The sequence below is a fragment of the Enterococcus sp. DIV0561 genome (assembly GCF_050539875.1).
Classification (GTDB): Bacteria; Bacillota; Bacilli; order Lactobacillales; family Enterococcaceae; genus Enterococcus; species Enterococcus faecalis.
On record NZ_CP172927.1, the window covers coordinates 1,743,924 to 1,764,475 of the forward strand.

Below are 20,552 nucleotides of genomic sequence, written 5' to 3' on the forward strand. Positions count from 1 at the left end.
CACCTCCGTTATTGATAAGATAATTGTACCAAAATGTACTTAAAAGGCAAGTTAAAAAGTAGTCTTTAAAGGATGTTTAAACAAAACCAACTTATCTGCCATGCTAGATTTTAAAAACAAACAACGGAACAGGAGCAGCTTCTTATTTTTTGAAGCCAGATACCCCTGTCCCGATTTTATTTATGTTCTCTTATAAAACGTTTCTAGTTGTGTTACTTAGTAATGTTTCGTAGGCTTGTTCAAATTTCTGAACGTCGCCAGCGCCCATAAAGACAACCACTGCATTTTCAAAATCTAGTAAAGGTGACACATTATCTTCGGTAATTACTTGTCCACCTTTTTGAATTTTTTCACCTAAATCTTCAATGCGTACCTCGCCTTGTGTTTCACGCGCAGAGCCAAAAATATTACATAAGAATACTTCATCTGCTAAATCCAGTGCTTCAGCAAATTCATCCATTAAGGCAATTGTTCGTGTAAATGTATGTGGCTGGAAGACAGCAATAATTTCTTTATCAGGATATTTTTGACGAGCGCCATCAATCGTTGCTTTAATTTCAGCTGGATGGTGTGCATAATCATCAACAATAATCATGTCACTGACTTTTTTCTCACTAAAACGACGTTTCACACCTTTAAAACTTAGCATTTCTTCTGCGACTTTTTGCATATCAAGTTTTTCAAAATAAGCCACAGCAATCACACCTAGCGCATTCATGATATTGTGATGGCCAAATGCTGGTAAGACAAAATGACCTACAAAATCATCCTTGTGATAAACATCAAAAGATGAGCCTTCCGTTGTTCGTTGAATATTTCGTGCTTGGATATCATCCTCTTCACTGACGCCATAATAATAAACTGGCACTTCTGATTCTAACTGACGAAGATACTTATCATCACCATAAGCAAAAATTCCTTTTTTGACTTGATGAGCCATTGTTTGGAACGCTGAAAAAACGTCCTCAATGCTCTTGTAGTAATCTGGATGATCAAAATCGATATTCGTCATAATCGCATAATCTGGTGAATAAGCCAAGAAATGACGGCGATACTCACACGCTTCAAATGCAAAGAAATCAGCATCTGGTTCGCCGTGGCCAGTGCCATCACCTATTAAATAACTAGTTGGATTGATACCACTTAATACATGTGCTAGCAAACCAGTCGTACTTGTTTTCCCATGTGATCCTGTTACAGCAATGCTTGTATAGGGTTCGATAAAACGAGCAATGAAATCGTGGTAACGAATTACTTCTGCGCCTAATTCGATGGCGCGGGCGATTTCCTCATGGGTATCTGGAAAAGCATTTCCAGCAATAACAATCATGTCTTTATCAATATTATCTGCATTAAATGGTAAAATAGGGACACCTGATTTTTCAAGATCCCGTTGTGTAAAGAAATACTCTTCTACGTCTGATCCTTGAACGTTGTAGCCTTTTTGGTGTAAGACCAACGCTAATGAGCTCATGCCAGAACCTTTAATTCCGACAAAATGGTATAATTTGTTCTCTTGATTTCCCATTATAATCCTCTTCTCTGTCACTATATAAAACATACCTTTTTTAAAAAAATTTCAATCATACGAGATTCATTATCGTATAAAACAAAAAAATAATCAACTATTAAAACAGAATAAAAAACTTACATGTTTCAATTCCACATGCAAGTTTCATCTCTTAACTAAAATATTTACTGTTTTCTAATACAGAACTTGAATCTTCTAGCATCCCACTTAATGGTTTATCCAAGATGCCCTTTTTCTTCTCTTCTGTCACAGGTGCTTCAGGCTCCACTTGAGCATTCGCTTTAGCTAATTTTTTCCCATAAGCAGTTTGACTTTTAGCATTTTTCTTTGCGGCATTCAAACGGGAACGCGAACGTAAATCTAACGCATCTTCGCCAAAACGTTCTAAGTCTGGTTTGATTTGTTGATATTGCCGTCTAGTTAAAGGAATCTCAGGTTCTGAGGTTGGAATATTAAATTTCCGCACCGTTGGATCTTCTTCCGTATCTTTCACTTGAAAAGCCGTTGGTTCATCATCAAGAATGACATATGAACGACGATCTTTTTTCATTGCTTTTAGCAACTCTTCTTCAGTAAAACTAGGTTCCTGTTCCTCAGGAATCACAGAAGCCGGGATATATTTAGGAACAAAATAAGAAGGTGTCGTTTTTTGCACTAATGGTGATGCGGCAGGTCTACTTGGTTTCGCTACGACTTCTTTTTTTTTATACGTTTGTGTCCAGCCATTTCCTTTTGGTGTCCCAAAAAGGCTATTATTTTTTTTCGTTGCTTGTTTATTTTTCTTTGCTTTACTAGCATGTTTTGTATAGTCTGGCAAATTAGAACGATGACGTGCTAATTGCTCTTGTTGTGCTGCCGTTAATTGTTGTGTTTGTTTATTTGTAGTTGATTGATTCGTTGTTGGTTGTTGGACGGATGGTGTGCTTTGTCTAGTATCTTCGGCAGATGTTGCAGTTCTTCTGCTACCAGACATTGCTTTACCAATCAGATCATCTTGAAATAAGTTACGTTCATTATCTGTTGGTAATTTTACGCCCTGTTCATCATCATAAGCTGGAAAACGGAAATGTTTTCTCTTCACTTGAGCATTATCCATTGCGGTCATTCCTTTTATTTTTCTTTCTCATTAGTTTAACACATTCTCAATGAATACTAAAGAACTTGCCTGAATTTTTAAGAGAACAAAAAAGAAACCTCTGTTTAAAAAGGTTTCTTTTTCTGTTTATTTATCTAGTTGTAATTTGGCAAAGTCCGCTTTGATTTGGATGAACGACTGAAATAATTGTAAAAACTGAAAGAGCCGCGCCCGATTTTCAAATTCATTTCTTGTTTGCGGCAATGGTTTTGTGCGATAGGTTTCATAAACGTTCTTAATTCGATTCATAATTTCTTGTCCATCATTATTCTCTGCAAATGTTTCTGCCGTATATTCCAACAATTGTTGAATATAGCGAACTTGTTGCGCATCAACAGTAATATCTTCTAATAATTCCAACATGTTTTTTAGAATATTACTTTGCATTTTTCTCATCGCAAAGTACTCTAAATAGTACGTATTGGTAGACAGCAATTGATTCTCGGCATGATTTTTGGCCCACGTCTCGCCTGTGCGAATAAAGGTTTTTAAATCTGCACAATACATGACCAAATTTCGCTCTCCTGCAGCGTTGTTTAAATGTAGCGCCATTTCCCTTAAAATTTTACGAAACATTGTTTCAATGACTTCTTGGTCTTCTCTTAAACGTTTTTCTGTATCAGGCATATAAGAATTAGCTAATAACGCTAGTCCCACACCAATACTCATTAATAAAAACTCATTTCCAATAATCGCCCAAGAAAGATTTTTTTCGACTAAATAATGAGTTACCAAAACGGAACTCACAACAATCCCATCAGATAATTGAAAATACACAGCTGCTGGAATAAATAATAACAAAAAAATACCAAAAGCAATCGCTGTAAAACCTAAAAAAGTAAAACAAATATACGCTAAAATAGTTGCTAAAGCTAAGGATAACAAACGATAAATCCCTGTCATGACAGATGTTTTTTTCGTGCTAGTAACACTTAAAACCGAAATAATCCCTGCCGAAGGGGCATAAAGTAATCCCAGTTTTTCCGCAATAATCATTGCTAATGCAGCGCTAATAGCTGTCTTGACTGTTCGTAAACCAATTTTCATGCATACTCCCCTTAAAAAATAATAATTCTTCACTTTTCTCTAGTAATTTTACCTCTATTTCGGTTATCATTAAAGAGAAAAGTTATTTAGGAGCGAATATTTATGATAGTGGGTCGATTTCGTTTAGGCATGCGAACGTTAAAAACAGCAATTGCTGTCATGCTGTGTATTCTTTTATTTCAATTTTTCCATCGTGGCTCACCTATGATTGCCTGTTTAGCAGCTGTTTTTTCGCTAAGACAAGATTTAAATACCAGTTTGTCTTTTGGAAAATCGCGCATTATTGGAAACACATTGGGTGGCTTTTTAGCTTTACTTTATGTATTAGCACAAGATTATTTTCCTAATCAAAACTTAGTAGAATTAATGCTACTACCACTTTTAGTCATTATCGTCATCGTTGTTTCTGATGGGATTAATAACAATGCTGGAATCATTTCTGCAACTGCGACACTTTTAATGATTTCTTTAAGTATTCCGCAAAGCGATTCCTTTCAATATGCAATGGAACGTGTGTTGGATACATTCATTGGGACCTTTATAGCGATTGGTTTAAACGTCTTTTTACAACCTAAGCCAGCAGAAGAAGCCCATGAAATTTCTGAAGATTTAGCTGAATTAGAAAAGAAGGAAAAAGAACTAGAAGCTTTACGCCAACAAGTTCAAGCGCGGATTGCTGCAGAAGAAAACACTGACGACAAGGCAAATAAATAAAGAAACAGCCGATTGAAGAGAAGAACAATCGGCTGTTTCTTTATAGTTCCCAATTCGTTTTTGCTTGAAAGTTGGCGGCTGCGCCAATCAAGTTGGCATCATTTTGATAATGGCAGGTCACGATTTCTGGAACAAAATCTTTTAATTCAAAGGTCTGTAAATGCGTTAGCATCCGGCGATTAATCTCTGCTAATAAGCCTTCTTTAGCAGAAACACCGCCTCCAAGTACAATCATTTCAGGATCATAAGAAAACTGTAATCCGAATAATCCTTGTGTTAAATAATCATAAAAATTATTGACTTCTTCGCGAGCAACCTCATCCCCTCGTTGTGCCAGTTCAAAAACTTCTTCTCCTGTCACCGCCTGTTTTTCGACTCCAATTCGTTCACAATAACGCTGAGCCATTTTGACAGCTGTGCCAATTTCACTGAATGTTTGGCCATTACTTAAAAAGTTCAGTCCAAACTCGCCTCCATATAAATGAGCACCTTTGTACAATTCGCCATTTCGAAAAATCGCTCCGCCAATTCCTGTCCCAATAACGACAAAAAGCACTTCTTTTTTCCCTTTCGCCGCGCCTTCATATATCTCAGCTAAACCAGCACAATTCGCATCATTTTCGATAGTCACTGGTAACCCAAACAACGCTTCTAATTCTTCATAAATGTTAAAATGATGAATATATGGAATGGCGGAAATCCCTAAAATCTGTTGACTTTTTTCGTCAACTACTCCAGGTGAACTAAAAGCAACACCACTAATCGACTCATTTCTTTTGTCTGCATAAACCGAATATAAATGCGCTTTCATTTCTTCCCAAGAGCCAGGTGTTGGAAAGCTCCCTTGATTTGTTAATTCTTTGCCTGTCCAAACGCCGTATTTCACGGAAGAACCGCCAAGATCAAATGCTAAAATTGCCATATTTATCCATCCTTTTCTACTTCTGTTTTCTTATTTCTTCGATACGTATACGGTCCATGATAGGTCTCATCAGGATTTTTCGTCAAGCGAAATTTCAATGGAACATAGTCAATGCCGCCTTTAACAAAAGGATGACATCGTAAAATCCGTGCTACTCCCATCGTTGTTCCTTTGACACTTCCATGTGTATGAATTGCATCAATCATATATTGTGAACACGTTGGGTAATAGCGACAACGTGCAGGCAATCCTGGAGAAATAAATCGTTGATAAAAACGAACACCGCCGATTAACGGATTTTTCATAAAGTGCCTTCTTTCTAACTAATTCTTACTAAAGAATAGCTTGTTTTTTCATGTTTGGCAAGTCCTAGTTACGAGAAATCACACCAGGTGCACCTATTACGAATTCTTACATTTCTGTTGCTATCCAAATGAAAAAAAACGTGCTACACTATAAAAAAAGGAATGGAGGCTTAGTAAATGGGATTAAAATTTGAACGTTCCAATGACTTAGATAAACTCTTCGATTCTTTCGCCGTTGATCCATTAAAGAAAGAAGTCCCTCTTGAAGAACTGGCAAAACAACGACAAGAAGCAAAAAAAGAAGAAGCAAAAAAACAAGCAAAAGAGTAATTTTGCTTGTTTTTTTCTATAGAAACTTTTCAATTGCTGTCCAAGCTGCTTCTTTTCCTTCTTTTGTTTCAGAAGAGAAAATAATAAAGTCATCTTGTTTATCAAAATTCAAGGCTTTTTTGATGACACTCTCGTGTTTGTTCCATTTGCCCCGCGGAATTTTGTCTGCCTTAGTTGCCACAATAATAACTGGCAAATCATAGTATTTCAAAAATTCATACATTTGGATATCATCTTGGGTCGGCGGATGACGTAAATCAATTAAAGAAACGACTGCACGTAATTGCTCACGTTGCGTGATATACGTTTCAATCATTTTTCCCCACTTCGCACGTTCTGTTTTAGAAACTTTGGCATAACCATAGCCAGGAACATCCACAAAATGTAAGGCATCCTCAATTAAATAAAAGTTTAGCGTTTGCGTTTTACCAGGTTTGCCTGAAGTTCTTGCTAAATTTTTACGATTAATCAAGGTATTAATAAAAGATGATTTCCCAACGTTCGAACGTCCAGCTAAAGCAATCTCCGGTAACTGAGATTCAGGATATTGTTTAGGGGATACCGCACTAATCACGATTTCTGCATTATGTACGTTCATTGTTTTCCTCCGTTCTTCTATTCAGTCTTTCATTCAAAAGCTTAACAAAAACAGCTCTTTCGGAGATCCGCCGAAAGAGCTGTTTTCAGCTTCAATCTTATACAGCTTCTTTATCTTTTTTGTTATAAATAATTGTTGGTTTACCGGTACCTTCAGCTGCCATTTTAGTAATGATAACTTTTTCAATACTTTCATCTGAAGGAACATCAAACATTACGTCCATCATAATTTCTTCAATGATTGAACGAAGTCCGCGTGCGCCAGTATTACGTTCAATAGCTTTGGCTGCGATGGCTTTTAATGCTTCTGGTTCAAATTCTAATTTAGTGTCATCAAGAGACAATAATTTTTGATATTGTTTCACCAAGGCATTCTTCGGTTCTGTTAAAATTCGAACCAAATCATCATTCGTTAATTTATCAAGCGCAGCCATTACAGGTAAGCGTCCAATAAATTCTGGAATTAAACCAAATTTCAATAAATCTTCTGGAATAATATGTTGCATGATGCTTTCTTCTTCATTTAAAGCAGAATTAGTTTTACCAAAACCAATAGTTTTTTCGCCTAAGCGGTTTTTAACAATAGTTTCAATTCCATCAAATGCTCCACCAACGATGAAGAGAACATTCGTTGTGTCAATTTGGATAAATTCTTGATGTGGATGTTTGCGACCCCCTTGTGGTGGTACACTTGCAACTGTTCCTTCAAGAATTTTTAGTAAGGCTTGTTGAACACCCTCACCTGAAACATCTCGAGTAATCGAAACATTTTCACTCTTACGGGCAATTTTATCAATCTCATCAATATAGATAATGCCCTTTTCCGCACGTTCAACATTATAGTCAGCAGATTGTAGTAATTTTAAAAGGATATTTTCAACATCTTCCCCTACATAACCTGCTTCTGTTAAACTGGTCGCATCAGCGATCGCAAAAGGTACATTTAATGTTTTTGCTAACGTTTGAGCCAAGAAAGTTTTACCTGAACCTGTTGGTCCAATTAAACAAATGTTACTTTTTTGCAATTCAACGTCATCTTGAGTTGCAGCTGTTTCTGATTGATTCACACGTTTATAGTGATTGTAAACAGCAACAGAAAGTGTGCGTTTTGCACGTTCTTGTCCAATAACATATTCATTTAAAACATTTAAAATTTCTTGGGGTTTTGGCACATCCGTTAATTCTCGGACTGCTTCATCATAAAATTCTTCATCAATAATCTCTTTACATAGATCAATACATTCATTACAAATATAGACACCCGGACCAGCAACAATTTTTTTTACTTCTTCTTGTGTTTTCCCACAAAATGAACAACGAACGGTCCCGTTATTATCCGTATTGTCGTACATGTTCGTCACCCCTCTAAAAATCAAAAAATGACTGTCATCACAGTCTCTCATCATAATAGCACAAACCACTTTAAAATGCGAACATCTCAGATAGAAAGTTTTATTGTTCTTAGACTTCTTATGGTATACTACATTATATAAAAGCACTTTCATAAAAAGTGATTGTGTTGAAACAAATTGGAGGAATTGTGATGTTAGAACAAATTTTACTAGGTACCTATACTCGAAGAGCCAGCCAAGGCATTTATAAAATTGCATTAGATACGACACAAGGTCGTTTAACAGAAGCGACACTTTTGTTAGAAGAAACGAGTCCTACCTATCTTGCTCTGAGTCAAAAGGGCGAACTTTTTAGCGTCACTAGTGTTGACGGTGAAGGTGGCACTGCCGCTTATCAACCAGAAATGGACCATTTTAACTTATTGAATAAAGTAACTGAGGAAGGTGCGCCGCCATGTTATGTAGCTGTTGACGAAAACCGACAACTTGTCTATGCAGCAAATTATCACCAAGGTATCGTTCACGTGTATCGTATCTTAGAAAATGGTTCTTTGGAAGATGCTGACAAAGTGATTCATACAGAGCCAACTGGTTCTCATGAAAATCAAAACAATGCCCATGTTCATTACACAGATTTAACACCTGATCAACGCTTAGTCGTCTGTGATCTAGGAACCGATCGTGTGTATACGTATAATGTTAGCTTAGATGGAAAGCTTTCTGAAATCGCTCAATTCGTGACTAAGCCAGGGACTGGTCCACGTCATTTAGTATTCCACCCAACAAAATCATTGGCTTATCTATTTGGTGAATTAGATAGCACTGTTTCAGTTCTTTCATATAATGAAACAGATGGTTCTTTCACTGAATTACAAAAAGTTTCTACTTTACCCGCTGATTATGATGCGTTTAATGGTGGTGCTGCGATTCGTATTTCTTCTGATGGCCGTTTCCTTTATGCTTCAAACCGTGGCCATAACTCAATTGCTGTCTATGCTGTTTCAGAAAATGGCGAAGCGATTGAACGAATTCAATTAATTTCAACAGAAGGCGATATTCCGAGAGATTTTGATTTAGATCCTTCTGAAGATTTCGTTGTTGTCGCTAATCAAGACTCTGATAATTTAACACTTTATCGTCGGAACCAAGAAACTGGCTTATTAGAAATGATTCAAAAAGATGTTGCTGTTCCCGAATGTGTTTGTGTTTTATTTGTATAATTAAGTTGACTATTTCCTTGGAAAATAACAGGAGTCAGATGCTAATTAATTTTTGTATCTGACTCCTGTTTTCTTATTTTAAACGATGGATTGGTTCTCCAATTCTTTAACGTATAAATAAAAAGAGCCAAAGTCTAAGCGATTCATTTGTAAAGATTCATGAATTTTTGTGAACCCTTTACTTTCGAAAAATCGAATCATTCTATGGTTTGTATGATTAGTTTGAGCATACATTTTACGTCTTCCTTCCCAGACTGCCCGTTTCTCCAATTCATGGAACAATAAACTGCCATAACCCTTGGCAATATAATTAGGCGAAGTTGCAAAGCGCTTTAGCCAAACAAAGTCTTGTTCCTGCTCCATACAGAACGTTGCCATTGAAAAAATCATTTCTTCGTGCACTAGCAAATACAACCGTTTTTTTGTAATGTCTTCTTGGATATCTTCTTGAGAAGGGTAGTCCTTTGTCCACTGTGTAATGCCCACAACATCCATATATTCCTTTACTTCTGTTAAAAATTGAAGAATCATTGGTAACTCTTTCTCATCAGCCACTCTAATTTTCATTGTTTATTCTCTTAATAAGGTAACAATAGAATCGACAAGACAATCACACTAATAATGCCAATGATGGTCGGTACACTCGTCCGTTTTAAAATTCTGATGGGACTAACTCCTACTGTTGATGCGACAATCATGACAACTGCTGCTACAGGAGAAATCGTTCTAGTTAAATTCGCGATCATCTGCATTGGCAAGGAAATTAAAATACCATCAATCCCAGCTTTTTCGGCAATCCCAGGGATTAGTTCGATAACCGCATAAAACATTGCCAGTCCACCACCGCTTAAAATTCCAAAAAGGGTCGTTGCACCGCTGAAAATTAAGGTCGTAACGATTCCTGCTGAACTTGACGCTTCGACAGATGCCATAATACTATCAATAATTCCTAACGTTTGAATCGCAGACGTGAATAATGAACCGCCTACGACAAGCATCACGACTTGACTAAACCCTTGCCCCATTCCTTTAAACATCTCGACAGCCGTATCTTGAACCTTTTTAAAAGATTTCAAGCGAAGCGTCTCAACCAATACCGCAATGAAGAAAGAAATAAATGTAAGAACAAAAATATCCATCGTTATTCCTTTGACAAACATTCCTGCGATTCCCACTCCAACAATTAATAATAGCGGTAATATTGGCAATATTGCATAAAATTTAGGAACATCAAATTCTTTTTGTTTGCTTAAGCCTTCTTCATTTAATGAGACATAGGCAGCCTCACCTTCTTTTTTATCGCAGTATTTTTGCCAGAAGTACTGTGCAACCGCAATGATTAATAACGATGGCAGCGAAATTTTGGCATTCCATACAACATAATTTAACACATCATAACCAAGGGTATTTGCGGCGATTACGTTATCCGCGCCTAAAGGTGTTGGCATGATAGTTGCTGTCATTGCAATCACACCTGCAGCAGTTAATGATGAAATCCCCATGCTGGCTAGCATCGGATATAATATAGACATTAAAATAATCGCTAAGCTTGATGCACTAGGAACTACTAGTGACATTAAATTTCCAATTAAAAAGACCACAGGGACAAATAACGATTTACGTTTAATCTTCATTAATGGTTTCACCAAAAAGTTGACAGCCATCTGATTGGCCCCGATTGCATTCATATAGCCTGAATAACCAAAAAGAATCATAATTACAATTCCTGCTGAACTCACTTGTGCAATAATTGTATCTTTAAACTTCAAGAAAATATCAAATAATCCAAAACCGGTTCCTTCTCCTGCAGGATAAATAGGATGTCCTAACATCCATGCACAGGCAAGTAGAACAAGCGCACCAATAATTAAACTGAGTGCGGGATGATAATTTTTTACAATCAAATAGGCTACAGCAACTAAAACGACCAATACCAATAAACTTTCAATCATACTTATCCTCTTTCAGTTAATTAACCGCTTTCATTTTTTCGACAACCCATTTTTGAAAAGCTTCAACATTTACATCTATACAGGCAACGGCATTCGTGTTTTTATGATACTTCATTTTTAAATCTGCAACAGTAGCTCCCGCAGCTGGACCTTCCAAAGCAACTTCAATGAACGTTTCAGTTGTCTCAAATAATTCTGGTGAAGTTAAATAGGCAATCGCGCAGACATCATGCATTTTCAAACCTGTAGTTAAACTGCCGCCTCTATAATGACGGAAAAGACCATAAAACATTTCCCCCACTCTGCCAAGCGCTCTGATGGCTGTTACTTCATGATTCGTTAACACAGCTTGACTTGTAACATCTAATCCTACCATTGTTAGCGGGACACCTGATTGGAAAACAATTTGTGCAGCGTGTGGATCGACATACGTATTAAATTCGGCACTTGTATTTGTATTTCCCCTTGCTAATGAGCCACCCATCATGACGATTTCTGCAATATTTTCTTTGACTTCTGGATAGAGGGTCAGTAACAAAGCAATATTCGTTAATGCAGCAATTGGAACAATGGTCAAAGGAACATCACTAGACAAAATTTCTTTTCGCATAGCTTCCACTGCATGAATATCTAAACACGTAGAGATAGGTTGCGGAAACTCAAAGCCATCCATGCCAGTCTCCCCATGAATCTCAGCAGAATCTTCCAATTGAATAAGTAACGGACAATTACACCCCTTGGCTACAGGAACCTTTTTCCCAAAAAAATCGACAAGTTTCAAAGCATTATTTGTTGTTTTTTCTACATCTACATTCCCTGCAACCGTCGTTATTAAGCGAACTTCTAGGTTAGGATGATTCAGTGCAATCGCTAAAGCTACAGCATCATCAATTCCTGGGTCCGTATCAATAATGATCGGTCTTTTCTTTGTATCCATTTTTCTTCCTCCATTCACATTTAGGAAAAACATTTCCGGAAACGTTTTCTTAATTTGAGATTAACAGCGCTTTCATTAAAAGTCAAGCAGAATTTCTAAATAATAAATAATTAGGCTTTTTCTTGACTTTCTGCTTTTAGAATGCTTACTATAAAAAAGAGTTCAGTGAAAGGACGAAAATGATGAATATTAAAGATATTGCAAAATTAGCTGGCGTTTCCGCTTCAACTGTATCCAAAATTATAAATAATAAAGATCAAACTATTAGTAAAGAAACCCGTGAGCGTGTCTTAAAAATCGTTCGAGATTACAACTACACACCTTACTCAGCAAATCTCGTCACAAATAGTACTACAAAAACCTTCGTGTTATTATTAAATAGCCATGAAACTTTTGAGGCTTGGGTTACGAGCTTTATTGATAAAGCTCAAGAAAATGGCTATAGCTGCTTGATTTTAAATAGTCACGGTAGTTTAGAACAAGAACTGAAAAATATTACCTCGCCAACTTTAAAACAAGCCAGTGGCATTATTTGGGACCCAATCAATGAAAACAGTAAACAATACGCGAAATTTATAGAAGAATTAACGATCCCTTACTATTTCGTCAATCACTCAACTAACGAATTGCCTTCTCTAGCGGGGCTTTATGAAGAAGCTAGTTATGTTTTAACCCAAGAATTATTACAGAATAACCATAAAAAAATTAGTTATTTCGTCACTAACCCAAAATATAAAGAAGCAATTATTGCAGGCTATAAAAAAGCCTTGTTTGATGTCAATTTACCCTTTAGTAAAGAAAATATTTTAACTACTATCCCTGCTGATTTCAGTAATCAGCTTATCACAGATGGGATTACGGGTATCCTTACCGATGACTATACCCAGGCTGTTTTTTTGGAACAGCTTTTAAAGCAGAGCGGTTTACGAACCCCCGATAATTACTCTTTACTCGCAATTAAGCGAAAAATTGATCGTTCATTTTTACCTGATCATATTTCTTCCGTCTTGTTAGATACAGAGACGTTTGGCAGCCAGTTAGCCTTGTTATTGCTTAACAAACGCAAAGAAAAAACAGCCTTGATTAATGAGGCTGAAAAATTGGTGCTAGATCACAAAAATACATTAGGCGTGTCTAGTGTTAATCCACATAGCAAAATGATTGTAGTGGGTAGTTTAAACGTTGATAATTATCTGTATTCAACAAATTTACCACATAACGGCAAAACAAATTTTCTGTCTAGCTATGCTAAATTCCCCGGCGGAAAAGGATTAAATCAAGCTGTTGGCTTAACCAAACTGGGCCATCAGGCCACCCTAATTGGTTGTTTAGGCTCAGACACAGATGCGAATTACTTATATAAAGAATTAGAAAAATACCACGTTACGACAGATGGTATCACACGTATTCAAGATACTGAGACTGGTCAAGCTTATATTTATGTTGAGACAAGCGGCGACTCCATGATTTCAATCTTACCTGGCGCAAACACAGCGCTTACGCCTAAAAAAATCGCACAGCAAAAACACCTATTTATGGATGCCAGTTTTTGTCTCATTCAAACAGAAATTCCTTTGTCTGCTGTTGAGAAAGCTTGTGAAATCGCCCAACATTCAGGGGTACCGATTATTTTAAAACCAGCTGCTATTCATCATATTCCAGTGAATATACTAGAAAAGGTTGATTTTTTCATTCCCAATGAAGATGAATTATTGGAACTTCAACCAGATACTGGTACATTAGAAGAGAAAGCGGCGTACTTCTTAGAAATGGGCGTAAAAAATGTCATTGTTACTTTAGGAAAAAAAGGCGTGTTATTAAAAACACCCCAAGTGTGCCACTATTTCCCTGCAACAGAAAATATAGCTGTGGATAGCACTGGTGCCAGTGACAGCTTTATCAGTGCGCTCGCCTCCTATCTTTCGAAAGGTTATCCGACTGAAGCATCCATTCAAATAGCAATTCAGGCTGCAGGATTTTCAGTTTCTAAAGAAGGGGTGATTGATTCTTTAGTTGATCACGTTACTTTGGAAAATTATTTGATAAAAAAAGAACCCGCTCTCTTTGCTCATCGTAACGAGGTCAGGACAGATTTCTAAAAGGCTCAACAGAGACAACTGATTCCATGAAAAAAACAAATAAGAAGGAATTTCCAAAAATTCGCATGAAACATACTAGAATTGAAAAAGCCTAGTGTTCTTTAATTTGGGCAGGCCCATTCTTTCCCCATGTAAATACATTGCTTTCAACTGTTCCTTTTTTTGCAGTGAAATAACTCAATTCTTAGTAATTTTCATGTAGAGATTGATGTGATTCGATCCTTGCCTCTCAAAGTCCTAATTGCGACGAGTAATCATAGAGCAATCTTCGTCGTAAGTACTTCTGTCCCCACCGCTTATCAGTTTTTAAGCCTGGGAAAAAAATCACTTTGGATTTTTTCCCAGGCTCGTTTTTATTTTACAAATATACAGAACCACTTTTACGGTATTAATCTCCAGTGTTATCAATTTCTATACATTAGGTTACTCATCTATTAAAAAAATTTAGTGAGCGCCTGGTTATTAAATGACAGACCTTTGTCTTAGTACTACAAGTATTAAGCATTTTTATTACTTTTTTATTTAATAACTTTTATAATAAAAGAGAAATTATTTTTAAGGAGTGAGTCCTATAAAAACCCAGGATGCTATAAAAAAATATCTACTGTCAAAAAAAACACAAAAAAAGTTGGCTGTTTTTTTATATTTGGCTAAACAAACCAATCTTAATTTGTCTAGCGTTGCAAAAACATTCGATTTGTCCAATAAAAATTTATCAATCTATCTTCATGAAATCCAAGAAGACTTAGCCGAAATTAATGAAAGTACCTTAAAAATCCAAATAAATCATGGAAAAATTTCGTTACATACGTCTGAAAATGATTTTCTTTCTCATTATTTCTTATTGTTTAACTATTATTGTTTAAATTCTACTGACTTTATTCTTTTCCAAGCAATTATCAAAAAAGAAAACAATTCTGTCTGGAAAGTCAGTCAAGAAACAAATTTTAGTTCTTCTTATATTTATAAAAGACTCAATAATATTAATAAGTTACTAGCTCTTTACGGTATTTCGGTACATTTTTCACCTTCAGCTAGCAAAGTGATAAAAGGTACTGAGTTTCAAGTTATCTATGCATTCCTAGATGTTTATTGGACTATATTCTTAAATACTTTAGCCTTACCAAAGTATACGTCTACTTATTTTGAAGATATACTGACTCAACACATTAAACCAGAAATACTTGAACGGTTAGAGTTTGCTTCCCGATTAAAATTAAATTTACTCTTACACATTGCGAAATACCGCTTCCCCTATACTTGTGAAGTAGAACTCCAAAAAGAATTTGAAAAGCACCCTTATTTATCACTTTATTCGGAACCTACTCAAACTATCTTTTGTTGTCAATCAGATTTTTCAAAAACACAAAAAGAAGTCATCAATATCATTGCACCAATCGCAATTGATAATTTTGATTCAGCAAAACAAGCTGAATATTTACTGGCTTCTTTAATTGAAATTTCTTGTCCCGAATATTACTACGTAGATGCCTTACTAACCGATTTTTGCCAAGTTTTTCAGATTTCAGAAATGCGCGAAGTTGATCGTCATTACTTTTTACTTATTTTGTTTAAAAATGTTGTTTACAATCAACTGTTTATTTCTAAACAACCAAATACAGCAATTCTAGATTTCTTAGTCAATAAAAACAGTGCTAGCCAAAAGACTTTACAGAAGGAAATTTATGATTTTTATCAAAGTTTTTCAGGTAACTTCCCTTATCAATTAGAATTTAAAGACCAAGAAAATCCTAATTGGATATGCGAATTACTACTAAGAATCTATAAACATTATAGCCCACGTACTAAAATAAAAATTGGCGTGTCGTATTCTCGCGATTTTTACATTGCGAGTTTTATCATGATGAAAATTAAACAAGCGTTTAGTGAGGACATTATTTTTGAACGAACGAATTTTTCTACTTGCGACATTGTAATTACTGATTATCCTATGTTTAATTTGCCTAAAAAAATTGAACGAATTTATATTTTAGAAGAAGAGTTAACCCGGGAAGATTGGGAATTAATTTTCAGTAAAATAAGTATCGCTATTTTCGATTTACAATAAAAAAGAACGAACCCAAAAATTAGTGTAGATTTCTGGGTTCGTTCTTTTTTTCTATTCAGTTAGTTATCCGTTTTTTCTATTAAATAGTGAATAAATAAATTACTGCAGCTAATGAAGCACCTAAGATAGGTCCTACAATTGGCACCCAAGAATAAGCCCAATCAGAATCACCTTTTGTTTTCACAGGAATAATTTGGTGCGCTAAACGAGGTCCTAAATCACGTGCAGGGTTAATTGCATAACCTGTAGGTCCGCCTAATGATAGACCTAGTCCTAAGACCAAAATCCCAACAAGCATTGGGTTAATGCCAGCCGCTAAGTCGTTTTGAGAAAAGGCTAGTAAGCCAAAAACCAAAACAAATGTGCCGATAATTTCTGTTAAAACATTGGCTGGATAGTTACGGACAGCTGGACCAGTGGCGAAGGTTCCTAAAATAGCACCTTTGTCTTCTGTAATGTTCCAATGGGGTAAATAAGCTAACCAGACAACTAAACCACCAATAAAACCGCCTAGGACTTGAGCTACGATATAAGGTAAAACCATGCCCCATTCAAAGTTTCCAGTAATTGCCATCGCAACTGTTACAGCAGGATTTAAATGCGCTGGACTCATATACCCAGACATGTAAACAGCTAATGTAACAGCAGCGCCCCAACCTAAAGCAATAACGACCCAACCAGAAGCAAAGGCTTTGCTTTTCTTCAAGTTAACTGCGGCACAGACGCCATCCCCTAGTAAAACTAAAATCATCGTTCCGAAAAATTCACCGAATAATTGTGTCATCATCGAAGTTCCCATTTTTTCTTCACCCTACTTTCAAATTTTTTAAATCTGATTCTTCAATTACTTTTTCTAATGTTTCAATGTGTCGTGCTCTTTCTTCCGCTGTCCACTGATAATGCTGTGCCATTTCTTCAATGACTCCCGCTTTCACTTGGTCCAAACGATCACGCATAAACAATAAGTGGTTGGTCCGTCGCAATAAAAAGTCGACGGGTGTTAAAGCCATTTCTTCTTCCATCGCATAGTTTAAAGAGATAGTTTCTGTTAAGGTTAAACCAGGAATTACTTTGGCATCATCAATCATTTCAAAAACAGTTGGTACGTTGGAGCCATATAAATGAGCTAAGTATAGTGCATCCTTTTCACTTAACCCTTTAGATACGCCATGTTTTGCCAACGCTTCTAATTCTTCGTCTACCGTTGCAGGGTTCAATTTCCCGCCTGAAACTGGATAGTTTTTAGAATCAATTAAGGTGAATTCTTTTTGGTATTCTTCTGCTAAGATGGTTTGAATCATTTTCATCGCACCTTCTGCCATTTTACGATAATCTGTTAATTTCCCACCAGCCAAAGTGAGCAAGCCATCCGCTGATCTTTCCAATGAGCTGCCTCGAGAGACAGCTGAAGGATTGACTTTATTTTCCACCAAACTGTCTTCTAGATGGTTTAGGACTTCTTCAATTTCTCGTTTATCTGTTTGGTTTTTTTGGTATCTGTCAACGACATCAATGACTTCATCAATACTTTTATCTGAAAGTTTGCCATTGTTTCCCCCGTTATAATCTGAGCCACCGTTAGCAGAAATTAAAGGTCGTAAGCCAGCCCAGCTGGCTTCAATATCATCAATTGTTAATTGCACCTCTGGATAACGATTATTTACTACTTCCAATAGGTAATCCACATCACTTTGTTCTACTGTTGGATGTTGAAAATCTCCATGGTAATCTGTATCCGTCGTCCCAAAATATGTTTTTTCTTCTCTTGGAACAACGAAGACCATGCGGCCATCTTGTTTACCTGTATCAAAATACGTTGGTTGAGGAACATTTAAACGGCTTTTGTCGACAACTAAGTGGACCCCTTTGGTTGGACGCATTTGTGGTGTAAATGAATCGTTTTTGTCTAAGCCTCTTAATTTATCTGACCAAGGACCAGTAGTATTAATCACAACATCTGCGTGAATCTCAAACTGTTCGTCAGTTAGTAGGTCCTTTGCTTGAATGCCAGTAATTTTCCCTTCATCATTGTATAAAAAGCCCCCCGCTTGAACCCGACTCACAGCATGCGCCCCGTCAGCTACTGCTTGTTTAATATTTTCAATAACTAAACGAGCATCATTATTTCGGTAATCTAAATAAACACCGCCACCTTGTAGACCTTCACTTTTTAGTTGTGGCTCACGTGCCAAAACCTCGTCTTTTGTTAACAGATAGTTGGCGTACTTGGTACCTGTTACATCAGCTAACTGATCATATAAATCCATTGCTATTTTGACAGAAAATAGATTAAATGTTGCATTTGGCTCATCATAAATCGGCAATAACATGGGGTCCGCTTTAGGGATGTGTGGCGCAATGGATTGAACGACGGCTCGTTCTTTCACTGTATCTGCCACCACCTCCACGTCAAACGTTTTCAAATAGCGGATACCACCATGAACTAATTTGGTTGATCGTGAAGAGGTGCCCTCTGCGAAATCCTGCATTTCAATTAACCCTGTCTTCATTTTAGCGGCACTGGCTTGCAGGGCAACGCCTGCGCCAGTAATGCCACCACCAATAATTAAGACATCTAAGTGTTGTGTTTTTAAAGCGTCGATTGATTGTCGGCGTGTTTCTATTGAGAAAGTCATAGAAAATTCCCCTTTTCCATTTACTTATTTTTACGTTTGAATTGTTGGGTAGCTGCTACTGCTTGTTGCCAACCTTCATATAAATCTTCTCGTTCTTCTTCCGCCATAATGGGTTCAAATTGTTGTCCTTCTTCTTGGAATGCTTTGATTTCTTCTAAGTCTTTCCAGAAGCCAACCGCTAAGCCCGCCAAGAAAGCTGCGCCTAAGGCCGTTGTTTCTAAGTTATGGGCTCTTTGAACAGCAGTGTTTAAAATATCTGCTTGGAATTGCATCAAGAAATCATTGTTTGCTGCTCCACCGTCTACTTTTAAGACGGGAATATCTATGCCTGTATCTTCTTTCATCGTGTCAATAATGTCACGAACTTGATACGCAACTGCTTGAAGTGTCGCTTTGACAAAATCTTCTCTCGTGGTACCGCGTGTCAATCCAAAGACAGCCCCACGCGCTTGTGAATCCCAATATGGTGCACCCAAACCAGTGAATGCAGGAACCACATAAACTTCATTGTGCCCTGTTGACGCTTTGGCTACTGCTTCAGATTCCGCAGCCGTTTGCAACATTTTTAAGCCATCTCGTAACCATTGAATCGCTGAACCAGCCACGAAGATACTTCCTTCCAAGGCATAATATACTTTGCCGTTAATGCCATAGCCAATAGTGGTAAGCAGATTATTTTTAGAAAGTTGAGGTTCTTCGCCAGTGTTCATGACAATAAATGAGCCTGTTCCATAGGTATTTTTAACCATCCCAGGTTCAAAGGCCATTTGACCAAATAAGGCGGCTTGTTGGTCACCAGCCATCCCAGCGATAGGAACTTCACTTCCGTAAAAATGGTAATTTTTTGTTAGTCCATACACTTCAGAGTTCGAAACGACTTTCGGTAACATCACTCGTGGGATATTTAAAAGATCCAAAATTTCTTGATCCCAATCTAAATCATGGATATTAAACAACATCGTCCGACTTGCATTTGAATAATCAGTGACATGAGTATCTCCCGTTAATTTCCAAACGAGCCAAGTATCAATTGTTCCAAACATCAATTCGCCGTTTTCTGCACGTTCTTGTGCACCTTCTACATGATCTAAGATCCAACGAACCTTCGTTGCTGAGAAATAAGCATCAATGATTAACCCAGTTTTTTCATGAATCATTTCGCTGTAGCCATCTTCTTTTAGTTGATCGGCAATAGGTGTCGTTTGGCGTGATTGCCAAACAATTGCGTTATAAATGGGTAACCCAGTTGCTTTGTCCCAAACAACGGTTGTTTCCCGTTGGTTTGTAATCCCAATTCCAGCAATATCTGTAGGTTTCACTCCTGACTCAATTAAAGAACCTGCAATAACGGATTGAACAGAATTCCAAATTTCATTGGCATTATGTTCCACCCAACCTGCATTAGGGAAATATTGAGTAAATTCCTTTTGTGAACTACCAATTTTGTTTCCTTTTTTATCAAAAATAATTGCACGAGAACTAGTCGTTCCTTGATCAATCGCCATAATGTATTTTTCTTCTGCCATGATAATTCCTCCTAAACGTTTTTGAAATCGTTTTCTTTATGTCCCTATCTTACAAACAAAAGAATAACTAAACATGTCAAAAACTTTTTTTATTTTAAAAAAATTGAAAGGATTTCTACTAAAACCAACAAAGACAACGCTTTCAATAATATTTTTATTATCTCTAATTTTTCAATAAAAA

General features: G+C 36.7%; 18 protein-coding genes. 5 read left to right on the forward strand and 13 right to left on the reverse strand.

Annotated features, from left to right (window positions below; translation table 11 throughout):
* Nucleotides 1-190: 190 nt before the first annotated feature.
* From murC to IGM13_RS08440, 3 genes are all read right to left on the reverse strand, one after another.
* Nucleotides 191-1,528 (reverse strand): UDP-N-acetylmuramate--L-alanine ligase, encoded by a 1,338-nt coding sequence (gene murC, locus IGM13_RS08430; protein ID WP_002357163.1) that lies wholly within the window; start codon nucleotides 1,526-1,528, stop codon nucleotides 191-193.
* Nucleotides 1,529-1,682: 154 nt separating this feature from the next.
* Complete coding sequence (locus tag IGM13_RS08435; RefSeq protein WP_002419921.1) at nucleotides 1,683-2,636, reverse strand: hypothetical protein; 954 nt, start codon at nucleotides 2,634-2,636, stop codon at nucleotides 1,683-1,685.
* Nucleotides 2,637-2,753: 117 nt separating this feature from the next.
* Complete coding sequence (locus tag IGM13_RS08440) at nucleotides 2,754-3,713, reverse strand: aromatic acid exporter family protein (protein WP_002419923.1); 960 nt, start codon at nucleotides 3,711-3,713, stop codon at nucleotides 2,754-2,756.
* A gap of 102 nt (nucleotides 3,714-3,815) precedes the next feature.
* On the opposite strand from IGM13_RS08440, the gene IGM13_RS08445 reads away from it, so the two are divergent.
* Nucleotides 3,816-4,427, forward strand: coding sequence for an FUSC family protein (locus IGM13_RS08445; RefSeq protein ID WP_002366855.1), 612 nt, complete (start codon nucleotides 3,816-3,818; stop codon nucleotides 4,425-4,427).
* A 40-nt stretch (nucleotides 4,428-4,467) separates the two neighbouring features.
* On the opposite strand, the gene IGM13_RS08450 is transcribed toward IGM13_RS08445, so the two are convergent.
* Entirely contained in the window at nucleotides 4,468-5,349 is an 882-nt protein-coding gene (locus tag IGM13_RS08450) for an ROK family protein (protein ID WP_002365792.1), read from the reverse strand.
* Between the two features lie 2 nt (nucleotides 5,350-5,351).
* Nucleotides 5,352-5,654: a membrane protein insertion efficiency factor YidD gene (gene yidD / locus IGM13_RS08455; RefSeq protein ID WP_002357157.1), complete on the reverse strand. Its 303-nt coding sequence runs from the start codon at nucleotides 5,652-5,654 to the stop codon at nucleotides 5,352-5,354.
* A 177-nt stretch (nucleotides 5,655-5,831) separates the two neighbouring features.
* Here yidD and IGM13_RS08460 point away from each other — a divergent pair, with 177 nt between their 5' ends.
* Complete coding sequence (locus IGM13_RS08460; protein ID WP_002362024.1) at nucleotides 5,832-5,984, forward strand: SPJ_0845 family protein; 153 nt, start codon at nucleotides 5,832-5,834, stop codon at nucleotides 5,982-5,984.
* Between the two features lie 16 nt (nucleotides 5,985-6,000).
* Here IGM13_RS08460 and yihA read toward each other — a convergent pair whose 3' ends face one another.
* The gene (yihA, locus tag IGM13_RS08465) at nucleotides 6,001-6,582 is read right to left on the reverse strand and encodes a ribosome biogenesis GTP-binding protein YihA/YsxC (protein ID WP_002357155.1); all 582 of its coding nucleotides are present in this window, start codon (nucleotides 6,580-6,582) and stop codon (nucleotides 6,001-6,003) included.
* Between the two features lie 97 nt (nucleotides 6,583-6,679).
* Nucleotides 6,680-7,933, reverse strand: a complete 1,254-nt coding sequence (clpX, locus tag IGM13_RS08470) for an ATP-dependent Clp protease ATP-binding subunit ClpX (RefSeq protein ID WP_002357154.1) — start codon at nucleotides 7,931-7,933, stop codon at nucleotides 6,680-6,682.
* A gap of 191 nt (nucleotides 7,934-8,124) precedes the next feature.
* Between clpX and IGM13_RS08475 the strand changes: the two genes are divergently transcribed.
* Nucleotides 8,125-9,153 carry a lactonase family protein gene (locus tag IGM13_RS08475; RefSeq protein ID WP_048945273.1) on the forward strand — a complete coding sequence of 343 codons (1,029 nt, stop codon included), beginning with the start codon at nucleotides 8,125-8,127 and terminating at the stop codon, nucleotides 9,151-9,153.
* Nucleotides 9,154-9,231: 78 nt separating this feature from the next.
* Here the strand turns inward: IGM13_RS08475 and IGM13_RS08480 are convergent, their stop codons facing one another.
* The 3 genes from IGM13_RS08480 to rihC are packed head-to-tail and all read right to left on the reverse strand — an operon-like array spanning nucleotide 9,232 to nucleotide 12,075.
* Nucleotides 9,232-9,720 (reverse strand): GNAT family N-acetyltransferase, encoded by a 489-nt coding sequence (locus tag IGM13_RS08480; RefSeq protein ID WP_002419925.1) that lies wholly within the window; start codon nucleotides 9,718-9,720, stop codon nucleotides 9,232-9,234.
* Between the two features lie 11 nt (nucleotides 9,721-9,731).
* Entirely contained in the window at nucleotides 9,732-11,105 is a 1,374-nt protein-coding gene (gene dcuC / locus IGM13_RS08485) for a C4-dicarboxylate transporter DcuC (RefSeq protein ID WP_002419926.1), read from the reverse strand.
* Between the two features lie 16 nt (nucleotides 11,106-11,121).
* On the reverse strand, nucleotides 11,122-12,075 hold the full coding sequence (rihC, locus tag IGM13_RS08490) for a ribonucleoside hydrolase RihC (protein WP_002383111.1): 954 nt from the start codon (nucleotides 12,073-12,075) through the stop codon (nucleotides 11,122-11,124).
* A 146-nt stretch (nucleotides 12,076-12,221) separates the two neighbouring features.
* Here rihC and IGM13_RS08495 point away from each other — a divergent pair, with 146 nt between their 5' ends.
* Together IGM13_RS08495 and IGM13_RS08500 are read left to right on the forward strand one after the other, a co-directional pair.
* Entirely contained in the window at nucleotides 12,222-14,141 is a 1,920-nt protein-coding gene (locus IGM13_RS08495) for a PfkB family carbohydrate kinase (protein WP_002419927.1), read from the forward strand.
* 562 nt (nucleotides 14,142-14,703) lie between these two features.
* A complete protein-coding gene (locus tag IGM13_RS08500) occupies nucleotides 14,704-16,209 on the forward strand; it encodes a helix-turn-helix domain-containing protein (protein WP_002366862.1) in 1,506 nt (501 codons plus the stop codon).
* A gap of 79 nt (nucleotides 16,210-16,288) precedes the next feature.
* Here the strand turns inward: IGM13_RS08500 and IGM13_RS08505 are convergent, their stop codons facing one another.
* From IGM13_RS08505 to glpK, 3 genes are read right to left on the reverse strand one after another with little or no spacing between them, the layout of a single operon-like run.
* Nucleotides 16,289-17,008: an MIP/aquaporin family protein gene (locus tag IGM13_RS08505; RefSeq protein WP_002357140.1), complete on the reverse strand. Its 720-nt coding sequence runs from the start codon at nucleotides 17,006-17,008 to the stop codon at nucleotides 16,289-16,291.
* A gap of 7 nt (nucleotides 17,009-17,015) precedes the next feature.
* A complete protein-coding gene (glpO, locus tag IGM13_RS08510; RefSeq protein ID WP_048945274.1) occupies nucleotides 17,016-18,845 on the reverse strand; it encodes a type 1 glycerol-3-phosphate oxidase in 1,830 nt (609 codons plus the stop codon).
* 20 nt (nucleotides 18,846-18,865) lie between these two features.
* Nucleotides 18,866-20,371 carry a glycerol kinase GlpK gene (gene glpK, locus IGM13_RS08515; protein WP_002357138.1) on the reverse strand — a complete coding sequence of 502 codons (1,506 nt, stop codon included), beginning with the start codon at nucleotides 20,369-20,371 and terminating at the stop codon, nucleotides 18,866-18,868.
* Nucleotides 20,372-20,552: the final 181 nt, after the last annotated feature.

What these genes read in the sequence shown, in the direction of transcription:
- IGM13_RS08435 (WP_002419921.1), bottom strand. Translation starts at nt 2,636, where the DNA reads ATGACCGCAATGGATAATGCTCAAGTGAAGAGAAAACATTTCCGTTTT.
- yihA (WP_002357155.1), bottom strand. Translation starts at nt 6,582, where the DNA reads ATGAACGTACATAATGCAGAAATCGTGATTAGTGCGGTATCCCCTAAA.
- glpK (WP_002357138.1), bottom strand. Translation starts at nt 20,371, where the DNA reads ATGGCAGAAGAAAAATACATTATGGCGATTGATCAAGGAACGACTAGT.
- murC (WP_002357163.1), bottom strand. Translation starts at nt 1,528, where the DNA reads ATGGGAAATCAAGAGAACAAATTATACCATTTTGTCGGAATTAAAGGT.
- yidD (WP_002357157.1), bottom strand. Translation starts at nt 5,654, where the DNA reads ATGAAAAATCCGTTAATCGGCGGTGTTCGTTTTTATCAACGATTTATT.
- IGM13_RS08495 (WP_002419927.1), top strand. Translation starts at nt 12,222, where the DNA reads ATGATGAATATTAAAGATATTGCAAAATTAGCTGGCGTTTCCGCTTCA.
- IGM13_RS08460 (WP_002362024.1), top strand. Translation starts at nt 5,832, where the DNA reads ATGGGATTAAAATTTGAACGTTCCAATGACTTAGATAAACTCTTCGAT.
- IGM13_RS08505 (WP_002357140.1), bottom strand. Translation starts at nt 17,008, where the DNA reads ATGGGAACTTCGATGATGACACAATTATTCGGTGAATTTTTCGGAACG.
- rihC (WP_002383111.1), bottom strand. Translation starts at nt 12,075, where the DNA reads ATGTTTTTCCTAAATGTGAATGGAGGAAGAAAAATGGATACAAAGAAA.
- IGM13_RS08480 (WP_002419925.1), bottom strand. Translation starts at nt 9,720, where the DNA reads ATGAAAATTAGAGTGGCTGATGAGAAAGAGTTACCAATGATTCTTCAA.
- dcuC (WP_002419926.1), bottom strand. Translation starts at nt 11,105, where the DNA reads ATGATTGAAAGTTTATTGGTATTGGTCGTTTTAGTTGCTGTAGCCTAT.
- IGM13_RS08440 (WP_002419923.1), bottom strand. Translation starts at nt 3,713, where the DNA reads ATGAAAATTGGTTTACGAACAGTCAAGACAGCTATTAGCGCTGCATTA.
- IGM13_RS08445 (WP_002366855.1), top strand. Translation starts at nt 3,816, where the DNA reads ATGATAGTGGGTCGATTTCGTTTAGGCATGCGAACGTTAAAAACAGCA.
- IGM13_RS08475 (WP_048945273.1), top strand. Translation starts at nt 8,125, where the DNA reads ATGTTAGAACAAATTTTACTAGGTACCTATACTCGAAGAGCCAGCCAA.
- IGM13_RS08450 (WP_002365792.1), bottom strand. Translation starts at nt 5,349, where the DNA reads ATGGCAATTTTAGCATTTGATCTTGGCGGTTCTTCCGTGAAATACGGC.
- clpX (WP_002357154.1), bottom strand. Translation starts at nt 7,933, where the DNA reads ATGTACGACAATACGGATAATAACGGGACCGTTCGTTGTTCATTTTGT.
- glpO (WP_048945274.1), bottom strand. Translation starts at nt 18,845, where the DNA reads ATGACTTTCTCAATAGAAACACGCCGACAATCAATCGACGCTTTAAAA.